Annotated in this window: 15 protein-coding genes and 2 tRNA genes; 10 read left to right on the plus strand and 7 right to left on the minus strand. The window is 33.0% G+C overall.

The annotated features are described in order from the left end of the window. The first annotated feature begins 2 nt into the window (after positions 1 to 2). Positions 3 to 76, plus strand: a tRNA-Lys gene (locus tag OEM44_09655). A 7-nt stretch (positions 77 to 83) separates the two neighbouring features. Here the strand turns inward: OEM44_09655 and argH are convergent. Then, the gene (gene argH / locus OEM44_09660) at positions 84 to 1,544 is read right to left on the minus strand and encodes an argininosuccinate lyase (GenBank protein MDH3517058.1); all 1,461 of its coding nucleotides are present in this window, start codon (positions 1,542 to 1,544) and stop codon (positions 84 to 86) included. Positions 1,545 to 1,593: 49 nt separating this feature from the next. Between argH and OEM44_09665 the strand changes: the two genes are divergently transcribed. After that, positions 1,594 to 1,911 carry an iron-sulfur cluster assembly protein gene (locus OEM44_09665; GenBank protein ID MDH3517059.1) on the plus strand — a complete coding sequence of 106 codons (318 nt, stop codon included), beginning with the start codon at positions 1,594 to 1,596 and terminating at the stop codon, positions 1,909 to 1,911. A gap of 1 nt (position 1,912) precedes the next feature. On the opposite strand, the gene OEM44_09670 is transcribed toward OEM44_09665, so the two are convergent. Genes OEM44_09670 through OEM44_09685 form a run of 4 tightly spaced genes read right to left on the minus strand, consistent with a single transcriptional unit; the run spans position 1,913 to position 5,172 of the window. Continuing rightward, positions 1,913 to 2,680, minus strand: a complete 768-nt coding sequence (locus OEM44_09670; protein MDH3517060.1) for a succinate dehydrogenase/fumarate reductase iron-sulfur subunit — start codon at positions 2,678 to 2,680, stop codon at positions 1,913 to 1,915. A gap of 1 nt (position 2,681) precedes the next feature. Continuing rightward, complete coding sequence (locus OEM44_09675; protein MDH3517061.1) at positions 2,682 to 3,026, minus strand: succinate dehydrogenase; 345 nt, start codon at positions 3,024 to 3,026, stop codon at positions 2,682 to 2,684. A 1-nt stretch (position 3,027) separates the two neighbouring features. Then, positions 3,028 to 3,459 (minus strand): succinate dehydrogenase, encoded by a 432-nt coding sequence (locus OEM44_09680; protein ID MDH3517062.1) that lies wholly within the window; start codon positions 3,457 to 3,459, stop codon positions 3,028 to 3,030. Further along, complete coding sequence (locus OEM44_09685; GenBank protein MDH3517063.1) at positions 3,460 to 5,172, minus strand: succinate dehydrogenase/fumarate reductase flavoprotein subunit; 1,713 nt, start codon at positions 5,170 to 5,172, stop codon at positions 3,460 to 3,462. A 94-nt stretch (positions 5,173 to 5,266) separates the two neighbouring features. Here OEM44_09685 and OEM44_09690 point away from each other — a divergent pair, with 94 nt between their 5' ends. Next, on the plus strand, positions 5,267 to 5,776 hold the full coding sequence (locus tag OEM44_09690; protein ID MDH3517064.1) for a PadR family transcriptional regulator: 510 nt from the start codon (positions 5,267 to 5,269) through the stop codon (positions 5,774 to 5,776). 1,011 nt (positions 5,777 to 6,787) lie between these two features. Continuing rightward, a complete protein-coding gene (locus OEM44_09695; GenBank protein ID MDH3517065.1) occupies positions 6,788 to 7,654 on the plus strand; it encodes an isocitrate lyase/PEP mutase family protein in 867 nt (288 codons plus the stop codon). 26 nt (positions 7,655 to 7,680) lie between these two features. Here OEM44_09695 and OEM44_09700 read toward each other — a convergent pair whose 3' ends face one another. Continuing rightward, positions 7,681 to 7,968: a DNA-binding protein gene (locus tag OEM44_09700; protein MDH3517066.1), complete on the minus strand. Its 288-nt coding sequence runs from the start codon at positions 7,966 to 7,968 to the stop codon at positions 7,681 to 7,683. Between the two features lie 115 nt (positions 7,969 to 8,083). On the opposite strand from OEM44_09700, the gene OEM44_09705 reads away from it, so the two are divergent. Continuing rightward, positions 8,084 to 8,638 carry a HEAT repeat domain-containing protein gene (locus tag OEM44_09705; protein MDH3517067.1) on the plus strand — a complete coding sequence of 185 codons (555 nt, stop codon included), beginning with the start codon at positions 8,084 to 8,086 and terminating at the stop codon, positions 8,636 to 8,638. On the opposite strand, the gene OEM44_09710 is transcribed toward OEM44_09705, so the two are convergent. Continuing rightward, positions 8,620 to 8,693, minus strand: a tRNA-Ala gene (locus OEM44_09710). The genes OEM44_09705 and OEM44_09710 overlap by 19 nt on opposite strands. Before the next feature lie 125 nt (positions 8,694 to 8,818). Here OEM44_09710 and OEM44_09715 point away from each other — a divergent pair. From OEM44_09715 to OEM44_09735, 5 genes are all read left to right on the plus strand, one after another. Next, positions 8,819 to 9,664, plus strand: a complete 846-nt coding sequence (locus tag OEM44_09715; protein MDH3517068.1) for a ferredoxin--NADP reductase — start codon at positions 8,819 to 8,821, stop codon at positions 9,662 to 9,664. 69 nt (positions 9,665 to 9,733) lie between these two features. Beyond that, positions 9,734 to 10,375 carry a hypothetical protein gene (locus OEM44_09720; protein MDH3517069.1) on the plus strand — a complete coding sequence of 214 codons (642 nt, stop codon included), beginning with the start codon at positions 9,734 to 9,736 and terminating at the stop codon, positions 10,373 to 10,375. 38 nt (positions 10,376 to 10,413) lie between these two features. Continuing rightward, positions 10,414 to 11,331: a branched-chain amino acid transaminase gene (locus OEM44_09725; protein MDH3517070.1), complete on the plus strand. Its 918-nt coding sequence runs from the start codon at positions 10,414 to 10,416 to the stop codon at positions 11,329 to 11,331. Continuing rightward, positions 11,332 to 12,267, plus strand: a complete 936-nt coding sequence (locus OEM44_09730) for a Gfo/Idh/MocA family oxidoreductase (GenBank protein ID MDH3517071.1) — start codon at positions 11,332 to 11,334, stop codon at positions 12,265 to 12,267. It abuts the gene before it with no gap. Further along, positions 12,264 to 12,533 (plus strand): Trm112 family protein, encoded by a 270-nt coding sequence (locus tag OEM44_09735; GenBank protein ID MDH3517072.1) that lies wholly within the window; start codon positions 12,264 to 12,266, stop codon positions 12,531 to 12,533. The genes OEM44_09730 and OEM44_09735 overlap by 4 nt, the downstream gene beginning before the upstream one ends. Positions 12,534 to 12,536: the final 3 nt, after the last annotated feature.

Consider the following 12,536-nt stretch of genomic DNA (forward strand, 5'->3'; position numbering starts at 1 on the left):
CAGGGTCTATGGCGCAGCCAGGTAGCGCACCGGACTTTTAATCCGGTTGTCAAGGGTCCGAATCCCTTTAGACCCGCTATTTTTTATTTTATAAGTTCATCTATTTGTTTTGATAATATTTCAATAGAAGAATTAATTTTATTTTCTCTTTTAGCAACAGTGATCCTATATTGATTAATCTTGCTTATTCTATCAGCAATCATTCTTTTTTGTTCTTCATATCCTGAGGAGCCAAATGATTTTCTGTCCTTAAGAGAAGAAACAACAGTTGTAGTAGAGATAATTTGTAAAACAATTTTTGGATCAACTTTAGTATCAAGTACAGATTTTTTTATTTGATCTAAAGTTAATTTTGAAATAGGTTTTTTTGATTGGTAAGATAATTGAACCAAAACTCCTGCAATTTTATGGGTTACACGAAATGGTATCCCTTCCAAAACTAATTTTTCAGCAATATCTAATGCAATTAGATTACTTGATTCAGTAACTTTTTTCATTTGTTTTTGATTTACTTTCATTGTAAGAAATACTGATTTTAAAATTACCAATGCGCTGATAGATATTTTTGATGTAGACCAAATAGAAGATTTAATTTGTTGCAAGTCACGGCCGTATCCGGATGCTAGACCTTTAACGGTAGTTAGAACTGCAGTAAGATTTCCTATAACTTCAGCAGTTTTCCCTCTTGTTAATTCTAAAAGATCAGGATTCTTTTTTTGAGGCATAACACTTGAAGGCGATGTAAACTCGTCAGATAACTCAATAAAAGAAAATTCCGATGAGGACCAAATTATAAGATCTTCAGAAATTTTACTTAGATTAGTCATTAAAATTGAAACCATTGCAACATATTCTGCTACAAAGTCTCGTGTGCTTGTTGCATCAATAGAATTTTCGACAAGATCATCAAAACCCAACATCTTTGCAGTGAAATGTCTATCAATTGGAATACTTGTTCCACCAACAGGCCCTGCGCCAAGTGGACTTTGATTTACTCGTTCAAACGTTCCAAATAATCTTTGAAAATCCCTAAACAAAACATCTGCATGTGCCAAAAGATAATGAGAGAAAAGACCAGCTTGAGCTTGCTGAAGATGAGTGTAAAGTGGCATGATTGTTTTTTGATGATTTTTAGCCACAGAGACTAGAGATTCAATAGTATCTAAAAGACAATTACAGATAATGTTGATATCATCTCTAATCTTCATGCGAATATCCAAAGCAACTTGGTCATTGCGAGATCTTGCAGTATGCATTTTTCCTCCACTTTCCATCCCAGCCTTTTCGATAACCAGAGATTCAATTAATTCATGAATATCTTCTGCTCCAGATGCTGAGTCAAGTTTTTCACTTTTCAGAGTCTCCAAGGCTGATAGTATTTTTTTTGTATCATTTTTTGTGATGATATCATTTTGAAATAACATCAAAGTGTGAGCTTGACTTCCAATAATATCATAAAACACAATATCAAAATCATCATTAATGGATGAAACGTAATCTAAAGTAAGATCACTCAAATCCGTACCAAGTCGTGAACGATACATTATCTAAGATTCTAAAATGGTTATATATAGCATCGACGCTTTTGCCGACATGAGCCAAGATATCAAACAGCTTCGAGTGAAATTATTTGATGAACTATCAAAGATTGTAGATCCTGAAATCAATACATCAATTGTTGAACTAGAATTAATTGATGAGGTGGATATCAACGACAACAATGTTAAAGTTGATTTGCATCTTACCAGTCCATTCTGTCCAGCAGTGTTTGGTTTTAAGATTTGTCAAGACATCCACGATAACCTTTTGAAGGTTGATGGTGTAAATGACGTTAAAGTTAATGTTTCAAACCACTTTATGGCTGAACAAATTAACAATCAAGTAAATAATAGCCCAAAACCAAAAAATTAGATTAACTTCTAAAACCAAGTAGGTATCCACGAAGTAGTTGAATTCCCATTGCAGGATCAACTCCTTTTGGACATACTTGACTACAAGAACCAGCAAAGTGACATCTCCAGATTCCGTGAGAGTCATCAATTATTTTTAGTCTAGAATCTTTTCCTTTATCTCTACTATCTGCAACGTATCGATATGCTTGTGCCAATGCTTGAGGTCCAACAAAAGAAGAGTCAGTTGCCATCGTAGGACATGCAGAATTACATAAACCACATTTAATACAATTAGCAAATTGGATGTATTGTTCTACTTCTTCAGGAGACTGTAGAAATTCTCTTTCGTCAGATTCTAGCTCCGAATCATCTCGTATTAGATATGGTTTAATTTTTTGATGAGTGTCAAATAATCTTTCAAATTTTACTGCCAAGTCACGAATAATCGGAAAATTATTCATAGGCTCAACTGTAACAACATTGGAGTTTAATTCACTAATTTTTGTAAAACATGCCAGCTTTGGTTTTCCATTAATCATCATACCACATGAACCACACGTAGCTTGTCTACAAGAATAACGAACTGCTACAGAATGATCAAAATGTTTTTTCACATCAAGGATTGCCTCTAAAACGGTAGTCCATCTCTCATAAGGAACTGTAAACTCCATAAATTGACTGGAATCATCATGTGTAGGATTAAATCTTGAAATCCTCAGAATAATTGTATTGGAAGAAGATAATGGTGTTGATGTTTTTTCATCTGCAATTCCAGAAACTTGAGCCATTCTATACCATCCCCATATTGGTCATAATAATTGTTCTTGAACCATAGGCTATTAATACAATCATTGCAGTAAGGGACCCATAAGAAACAGCTTTTTCATAAATTCTTCCTTGTTTTAATTCTAATAAAATAACTCGAAGTCCATTAAATCCATGAACTGAAAGCAAAATGAGAATAAGTTCGAGCATCCCAGCATATGGAATGAATTTATAGTTGGCAAGGACATTTTCATATTCTAAGGATTCTGCAAATCCTTGTGTGAGACGCATCAAAATATGAACTGCTACTAATGCTACTGCAGCTAAGGCAGTACCATAATGAATTTTCATAATTGTACTTTCTCTCATATTATTCACCAAACATTACCGCTAGACCATACAACATTGCAATTCCTGCAAGAACTATCGCTGAGTAAATTCCTATTTTATGTCTGTAATTTTGTGATGCAGGATCATATGGATAATCAGGTCTTGCAGGTTTTCCTACACCAATTCCTCCATGTCCCAACATCACTCTAATACCATTAACAGTATGAAATACACACATTGCAATCACAATTGCCAAAATTGCATGTCCCTCAGTAGTTTGAGTTAATTCAAGAAATTCATCCCATCCTACTTGTCCTCTTAAAATATTGCTTGTTTCATAAATATGACCAATGAAATATGCTAACAATCCCAATCCAGTTAATCGCATTAACCAATATGCAACACGTTCGATTCCATATCGGCGAGGATTTGCCATGCCTTTAATTCCTTCTTTGTGTTCGTCTTGAGTCATCTAGTATTTCCTCTCCACTGGTTGATATTTCGTAATGGTTACTGGATATGTTTTCATTATTGGCTCGTTTGGATCATAGTAAGCTAGTGTGTGATGTAAAAAGTTTGCGTCATCACGTTTAGTGTAATCAGTTCTTGCGTGTGCTCCACGGGATTCCTTTCTATTAATTGCGCCCATCAATACAATTTCTGCTACTCTGAACATAGAATCAAGTTCCATTACATTTGAAAAGTTGGTATTGTACTCTTTTGATTTATCATCAACGTGTTTCCAAGTCTGTTTTTTTAATTCACGAATTTTCTTAAGACCTTCAATAAGATTAGTTTCATTTCTATAGACATATGCCTTCTCATTCATAGTATCAGTTAGTTCCTGCCTAATTTCATATGGATTGACATCGCCATTACCTCGAAATATTCCATCATAGATTCTCTTTTCTTCTGCTGCAACCAAGTGATGGGGCCAAGGATTTGAAGAAGTATTATTGATAGCATATTCTGCTGCCAACTCACCTGTGATTTTACCCCAAACAATACATTCAGAGGTGGAATTTGCACCTAGACGGTTTGATCCATGAACACTATTACATGCAGCCTCACCTGCAGCCCAAACTCCTTGAATTTCAGTTGCACCATCAATATCTGTATGAAGTCCACCCATCATATAATGACAAACAGGTCTAATGTCAAGTAAATCCTCAGCAGGATCAATACCAGAAAATTTTATAGATATTTCTCTAATACCACCCAATTTTTCCTTGATTTTTTCATCTCCAAGATGTCTCAGATCAAGCTTCATACAATCAACACCGGTCTCATGTTTGAATCCACGGCCTTCTTGAATTTCAGTCATAATTGATCTGGATACTATGTCACGAGGAGCTAACTCCATTTTCCCAGCAGCATATGTTTTCATAAATCGTTCGTCTTTATTATTAAGAAGATAACCACCTTCTCCTCTTGCACCTTCTGTAATCAAAATTCCAGATGGTAAAATTCCTGTTGGATGAAATTGTACAAATTCCATATCCTTTAACGCCATACCAGCACGTAATCCCATATCCAAACCATCAGGAGTTGATGAAAGGGCATAAGTTGAAAAGCTGTACAGTCGTCCTGCACCGCCAGTTGCAATGATGAGGGATTTTCCTTTGATAGAGTAAAACGTACCAGATGATAGTTCTATTGCAGTAACACCCATGAATTTTTTCCCATCATGAATAATTGATGTTACAAACCATTCGTTAAGATATTCAATGTTTTCAAATTTTTGACATGTATCATACAAAGTTTGCATTTCAAAGAAACCTACTTTGTCTGATGCATATGTTGCTCTAGGAAAACTATAACCTCCGAAATTTCGTTGATCTATTCTTCCGTTTGGTCTTCTAGACCATGGCATACCCCAATGATCTAACTGATGAATTTCTTGAGGCATTTCAACACAGAGTCTTTCAGCAACATCTTGGTCAGCAAGAAAATCACTTCCTTTTACAGTATCATAAACATGAGATTCGATTGTATCACCTTCCTCCTCAAAAAGTACTGCTGCTGTTCCTCCCTCTGCTGAAACAGAATGAGATCGCATTACTTGCACTTTTGAGACTACACCAATTTTGAGATGAGGTCCTTTTTTTGCAGCCGCTATTGCTGCTCTCAATCCAGCAAGACCAGATCCACAAATTATCAAATCAAATTCCAATGATTCTACCATGATAGTCAGATTTTGCTGCAAGTGAGTTAAATATGTAGTAATGGTTAGTGAAAAACCGAAAAATTGAAATATATCACTAGTAATATCACTAGTGATGATTTCAGAATGGTTTCAAAGAGTAGGAAGTTCAGTTCCAAGAGGTTTTTCACGATATTTCATTTTAGAGCTACTACAAAAGAAACCTCACACAGGTACAGAAATTATCAATTATGCATCAGAGCAGAGTAATGGAATATGGAAACCTTCTCCAGGGTTGATCTATCCGTTACTTGGAAGATTACTTGATGGGGGATTGATTGAAGAAACAAAAGATGGTAGATATCAATTGACAAAAAAAGGAATTGAAACTGCACAAGATGTTGACAAAGTTAATGATATTGTAAAAAAACAATTAGATGTTCTTTTCAGATTAGGGAATGTGGGTAGATTTGTTGCATTGGATTTATTAGATAAAATCTCGAGCATTGGAGCTATACTAAGCTCAAATATATCAAACATGACAGATGAGGAAACTGAAAAATATAGAAAATTTCTTCAAGATGAACTAAAGAAAATAGATGAAAATAATTCAAAGAAAAAAGGAAAAGAGATTAAAATAGAATAATTTTTTGAAAAGTAGAAATTAATCTAATTTAGAATTATCACGGATCACTACCAAATAATAAAAATCCATAGTTTTTGGATCATGGTTTGATGGATAACTTGATGGTTATGATCTAGTTTTGTTATTAGTCATCCGATTAATTAGCAAGATATTTTTTGTGTAGAGAATCTACGTTTTCACTTTTAGTTACATTTGCAGCTTATATCATTGCATTAATTATACAACCATTTGATAGTTTATTTTTGAAAATTTTGGTGATGAATAATGTTCTTTATAGGAATAATTTCTGGACTTGTTGTATTATTTCTCAGATTTAGAATGAATCACAAGTATGGCTTGTAAAACAAAAGAAAACTGAAAAATCACCATTAAAAAAACTTCTTTCAAGAAAAGGTGGAAGAAATGATTCTTTTTCTTTTTGATTTTTTTGACAGGTTCATGTATACATATTATACATTAATTGAATTTTATACAATATTTTTACAAAATTATGTGAAAATTAAGAAATCTAAAGTTTTAGCATTAATGATTATGTGAACATCTTTGTTTTATCAATTCTTTACAGGCTATCATAGTCAAAAAAAATTAGAAAAAAGAAAACAATCGCATTTTTTCAATAGTGATATTTACAGTTCCAACAGTCTATCGGTTATACTATTGCCAAATCGATATATGAGATTATAGTATAAACGGTAATTATGATTATTCTTGAAACTACAGATTTTGGACCAATCCGTGCATTTTGTCTGAAAGGTTTTTGACGGAATTTGGAAACATTACAAATGGTTTTATGTATAATGACTGATTAATTTTTGGTGCATGTATACCTCAAAGTGCAGTGACAATACCATCAAAGACATAGAATTAATTTCAGTTTAACTTAGAATGAACATAATATGAGTCTAGTGATCATGTTAATTGATTCGAGGATCAATCCAGAAACAAGTTTTACGTAGATTAAATTATGATATTTTTTTAAAATCATAAATAATTCATAGAAAAAATAGATTCATGAAAAATTTACGTAGTATGTTAAAGTCAGGTAAACCTCTTGTTATTCCTGGAGTATATGACGCCATTGGTGCAAAAATTGCAGAAAAAGTTGGTTTTGATACAATGTTTCAAACAGGTTATGGAACTTCTGCAACTTTATTTGGAATGCCAGATTATGGATTCATCGGTGCAACTGAAACAGTAGATAATGCAAGAAGAATATGCAGAGCAGTTTCAGTGCCAGTTATTGTTGATTCAGATACAGGTTATGGGAATGCTCTAAGTGTTTGGAAATTAGTAAAAGAGATCGAGTCTGCAGGAGCTTCTGGTATTTTTCTAGAAGATCAGAAATGGCCTAAAAGATGCGGACATATGCAAGGAAAAGAAGTAATTTCACAAGAAGAGTACACAGAAAAACTAGGGGCAGCAATTGATGCACGAGAAAATAAAAATTTTATTATTGTTGCTAGAACCGACGCAAGAGCTACAGAAGGATTGGATGCTGCAATTGAACGAGGAATCAAAAATAAAAAAACAGGTGCAGATGCCATATTCATCGAGGCACCAAGATCAATAGATGAAATGAAAACAATTGGAAAATCAATCAAAGCACCTCTTGTTGCAAATATGATAGAAGGTGGAGCCACACCATTGAATTCTTCTGAAATATTAAACAAAATTGGATTTAATATAATACTATATCCACTTTCAGTGTTATTTGCAAACACATTTGCTACGATGAGCATTCTAAAAGAATTAAAGAAGACTGGAACTACTGCAAAATTCAAACAGAAAATTGTTAATTTTGATCAGTTTAATGATTTGGTAGAATTACCAAAGTTTAAAGAAATGGAAAAACGGTATGGGTTTTCAAAACGTGAATAAAATAAAAAATTTCAAGCAAAGTACGGTTAAGATGTAACTCTCTTTACTTCAATTTCTATTGTTGAAACATTTCTAGTTCTACCGTCTTGAGACTCTAATGATTCTGAGCCAATTTTAATTTCTCCTATAGAGTAGCCTGCATTTTCTGTTTTTCTTGCAATGATTTGAGCTACATCCACAGCACGACCTATGCTTAGTCCTCTAGCTTTTATACTGACGGAAGGTAAGTTTGCCAATTGAATTAGCGCTGATGTTACATATGCCATCAATGGTTTCTTACCAATGAATACGGTGTCTCGGGTTTCATTTGACATGTCGTATTTCCTATTTAACGATAATTTAAAGCTAGGAGGGTTTTAATGAATTTAATAAAAAGAATTTGAAAGATTTGAACTAATATTAACCTGAAAAAATGAGTTTCTTCATAACTTGGAAAATATTTTAAAAATTTTAGAGTCAGGCAAAAATATAGAAAAAATCAAAATTCTGGAAACCTTAGAACAAACAGACAATCCAACAATTTTAGAAAAAATAATCTCAAAGTTAAATGATGAGAGTATTCAAGTTAGAGGAGAGGCATTTAGTGCACTCCTATTAAATAAAAACAATATTTTGAAGTTTTTAATTAAAAATTTGAATTCTGCAAGTGAAAACATTAGAGGTTATACGTCATTAGTGCTAGCAAATAGAAATGAGACATCATCAATTCCCGAAATAATGAAACTTGTAAAAGATGAACATCCTATAGTCAGATCATGTGCACTTGGTGCACTAGGACATCTTAAATCTCAGGAAGCGAAAAAGATTTTTCTGAATTCACTTTTTGATTCAAATATAGAAGTAAGAAAAAGTGCACTTCAAGCAATTATTGAGTTAAATATTTTAATTTCAGAAGAACAAATCAAGCAAATTCTTAAAGAAAAAGATCATGAAATTGAGAAAATGATTTCTAAATTAAGAAAAAGTGGACCGGAAGGGATTTGAACCCTTGATCCGATGCATGCCATGCACCTATCCTACCAGACTAGACGACCGGCCCAAATATCAGAATTCTGATCGAAATACGTTTTTCAAATTGGTTATTAACGTTTAGCGGTATAAAATAAAATCAAGATATCAAGATAACACAATATATTTAACCGTGTGAATGTTGATTCAATCGTTATGGTAGTAGATAACAAAGCAACTATCACTTATGTTCAATTATTAAAAGAAGATCTTGTAATTCTCAGAATAGTTCCAAAAGAGGGTCCTGTTCCAGATTATAAAGCAGGTCAATTCATCACATTAGGGTTACCAAATCCTTCAGAGGGAGGTAAAATTGTTAGACGTGCTTATTCAATTGCATCTCATCCTGAAAATAAGGAATACATTGAGTTAGTAATAAGATGGGTAAGAAAACCTCTTCCAGGTAGATTAACTACACAAATATTTAATGCAAAAGAAGGAGATGAAATTCTTTGGCTAAAGCCTACAGGTAGAGCTTTATTGATTAATGAAGAACTATCAAGTGGTGAAAAAGATAATAGAAGAATTGTTTGTATTGGTGGAGGTACAGGTCTTGCTCCATTTGTAAGCTTTGCTCAACACCTTCATGATTCTGGAGATAAAAGAGAGATAATTGTTTTGCATGGTGCAAGTTATGTCGATGAATTAAGTTACAAAGATCTTCTAACTAATTTAGAATATGAAAGTGAAAAAAAGGGTAAGAGTGAATGGAACTTTAAATATAGAGCTGCAATAAGTAGACCACAGGAATGGTTTAATAGATCATGGTCGGGTCAAGTTGGACGAGTTGAGACTTTCCTAAGACCTAAAGAGAACGGAATATCTCCACTTGAAGAATTAGTTGGAGATAAAATTACTAAAGAAAATACAATGTTCTATGTTTGTGGTTGGCAAGGAACAATTGATGGTGTTATGGATTTCTTAAAACCAAAAGGTTTTGCCACAGAACATGACAAACGAGAAGATGGTAGCTTTGAAGTCAAATACGAATCATACGGATAAAAATTTTAAAAAAGATGATTGGTTTACAAATCAATCATTGAAATATGAGACTTGATCAGGATATAGAAATTGATTACTGCATTATATCTTGCTCACTTAAATCCAGTAACTAATGCTCATGTGGAGATAATTTCAGAGCTAAAAAAAGAAGCAGACATTGTAAAAGTTATGCCTGTAGTTTTCAAAGATGGTGAAAGAGAGATCAATAGTAAGAGTTTTCCATTTAATTTTGAAACCAGAAAAAAAATGCTAATGTCTATTTTTGGGGACTCAATTCAGATTAGTGATGATTATGCATTTTTTGCTCCATTCAAAAAATACTTGCCTCCATTATTGACTCCTAAATCATGGCAATTGCGAAAGCAAGTTCTTCGTGGGGTTAAAGGAGGATTTTTTTCATATACAGGAGATAAGGTTGAAGGTTACATGTTAAAATTTTATGGACTAAAACCAAGAATAAGAGCAAGAAAGAGACTTTCAGCCTCATTAGTTAAAGAAAAATTGTTTGATGCAGCACTAGGAAAAGAATCATCATGGAAAAAAGATGTTCCAGAAAGCATAGCAAAAATAATTGAAGAAGAATGGAAAACAGTACAGAAATTTGCTAATTCAGAAGATATGACTAGAAGAGTAGCAGGGATGAAATTTCCTAAAGAAGGGTATAGTCAAAAAACACTCAATATCCATCCTGGAAGTAAACCTAAGATATAATTGAAAATAGATTAATACACACCGTGTAAAAGTTTCCTATGAAACTTCCGCTTTCAAAATATGTATGGTTTGATGGAAAGTATGTTTTAACGGAAAAAGCCACTGTGCCAATAACAACTCATGCAATTCATTACGGGACATCAATCTTTGAAGGGATTAGAGCATATTGGAATGGAAAAAATCTGTATGTGTTTAGATTAGATGAACATGTTAAACGATTTAGAAGATCAGGTCAATTTTACAATATTTCATTAAATTTCTCAGATAACGAAATTACGGATGCAATAATAGGAGTTTGTAAGAAAAATAAAATAAAAAAATCATGCTACATAAGACCATTTTATTTTGTAGGAGATTACGGAATTAATCTACATGTAACTGAAAAGGCTCCAACAAATGTTGCGATATTTACATTTCCTTTTGGGGATTTGTTTAACAAGAATGGGATAACTGCAGGAGTTGTATCATGGAGAAAATTCTCAGATATATCTACACCACCACAAGCAAAAATGGGAGGGAATTATCTAAATTCCATAATTGCAACACAAGAAGCAAAAAGAAATGGTGTTGATGAAGCAATTTTGCTAGATCATAATGGAAATGTTAGTGAAGCACCAGGTGAAAATATCTTCATTGTAAGAGAAGGTCAATTATTAACACCATCACTTGCTTCATCAGCACTTGAAGGGATTACACGAGATGCAATTATCAAAATTGCAAAAGATTTGGATATTGATGTCATAGAAAGAAACATTACAAGAAGTGAGTTAATTATATCAGATGAGGTTTTCCTGACAGGAACTGCAGCTGAAATTACTCCAGTAGTAGAAATTGATTCAAAAACGATTGGAAATAGAAAGCCTGGCGATATCACAATAAAGATGATGCAAGAATATACAGACATAATAATGAACAAAAATGATAACTATTCTTATTGGTTAACTAAGGTGTATTAGGTGAAAATTGTTCAAATTGGAACTGGCGGATGGGGTAAAAACCACATTAGGATTTTATCTCAACTAGGAGTTTTAGTTGGAATATGCGATGCAAATTCTGAAAAAAGTAAAGAGTACGGAGAAAAATATTCTGTAAACCATTATGAGACATTAGATGAATTACTAAATTCTGAGGATTTTGAGGGTGCCTTTGTTGTTACACCTACATCAACACATACAGAGATTACAGAAAAATTGCTAGAGGCAAAAAAACATGTATTTGTTGAAAAACCAATGACATACACATCACAAGAAGGTGAAAAACTTACAAGGCTTGCAAAAAAAAACAAGGTGATTCTTACATGTGGGTATATCGAACGATTCAACCCAGCAGTAGATGTTGTAAAAAAAATGGTTAAAGAAAAGAAATTTGGAGATCTGGTAATGTTAGAATTTCATCGTGAAAATAGAATGCCCCTACATATCAAAGATGTTGGGATTATTTATGATACATCTGTTCATGATATTGATACTGCAAATTGGTTGTTCGATGATATGCCTCATGTAGTATTTGCAAGAGCAGGAAAAATAAAACATGAACATGAGGATTTTGCAAGTATAATGTTGGGATATAAAGATGACAAAGTTGCAATTATTTCATCTAACTGGGTCACACCAAAAAAACTTAGAAAATTTAATGCAGTTTGTACAGATGCAATAATTTCTTCAGATTTTATCACCCAAGAAATTATCGTAGAAAAAGACGATGAAACTCAAACAGTTCAAAATAAAAAACAAGAACCACTATTGTTAGAAATTCAAAGTTTCTTAGGGGCTATCGAAGGGAAAAACGAGCAGGTTGTTAAGTCACAAGAAGCAGTAAACGTTACAAAAATAGCTGAAGCTGCACTTTTATCTAGCCAAAAAGGGATACCAATCTATCTGGATCTAAAATGAACAAAACAATGATGAATATTTTAGCATGTCCAATTGACAAAAATTATCCTTTAGAATTATTTGAAATTAATGAAAAAGGGAATGTTGTATCAGAAGGAGCATTATTCTGTACAAAATGTTCCAGATTTTATCCAATAATAGAAGAAATTCCAATCATGCTACCTGATGAATTACGAGACAAAAAACAAGAGATGGAATTTTTAAAAAACAATAAAAACATGCTGCCTGAAAAAATTATTACAAAGGCAAATCCATGGCATTTGTGAGAA

The sequence above is a fragment of the Nitrosopumilus sp. genome, from assembly GCA_029862745.1.
In the GTDB taxonomy this organism is placed as follows: domain Archaea; phylum Thermoproteota; class Nitrososphaeria; order Nitrososphaerales; family Nitrosopumilaceae; genus Nitrosopumilus.

Coding starts and splice junctions, on each gene's coding strand:
- argH (MDH3517058.1), bottom strand. CDS start 1,544: ATGTATCGTTCACGACTTGGTACGGATTTGAGTGATCTTACTTTAGAT.
- OEM44_09665 (MDH3517059.1), top strand. CDS start 1,594: ATGAGCCAAGATATCAAACAGCTTCGAGTGAAATTATTTGATGAACTA.
- OEM44_09670 (MDH3517060.1), bottom strand. CDS start 2,680: ATGGCTCAAGTTTCTGGAATTGCAGATGAAAAAACATCAACACCATTA.
- OEM44_09675 (MDH3517061.1), bottom strand. CDS start 3,026: ATGAGAGAAAGTACAATTATGAAAATTCATTATGGTACTGCCTTAGCT.
- OEM44_09680 (MDH3517062.1), bottom strand. CDS start 3,459: ATGACTCAAGACGAACACAAAGAAGGAATTAAAGGCATGGCAAATCCT.
- OEM44_09685 (MDH3517063.1), bottom strand. CDS start 5,172: ATGGTAGAATCATTGGAATTTGATTTGATAATTTGTGGATCTGGTCTT.
- OEM44_09690 (MDH3517064.1), top strand. CDS start 5,267: ATGATTTCAGAATGGTTTCAAAGAGTAGGAAGTTCAGTTCCAAGAGGT.
- OEM44_09695 (MDH3517065.1), top strand. CDS start 6,788: ATGAAAAATTTACGTAGTATGTTAAAGTCAGGTAAACCTCTTGTTATT.
- OEM44_09700 (MDH3517066.1), bottom strand. CDS start 7,968: ATGTCAAATGAAACCCGAGACACCGTATTCATTGGTAAGAAACCATTG.
- OEM44_09715 (MDH3517068.1), top strand. CDS start 8,819: ATGGTAGTAGATAACAAAGCAACTATCACTTATGTTCAATTATTAAAA.
- OEM44_09725 (MDH3517070.1), top strand. CDS start 10,414: ATGAAACTTCCGCTTTCAAAATATGTATGGTTTGATGGAAAGTATGTT.
- OEM44_09735 (MDH3517072.1), top strand. CDS start 12,264: ATGAACAAAACAATGATGAATATTTTAGCATGTCCAATTGACAAAAAT.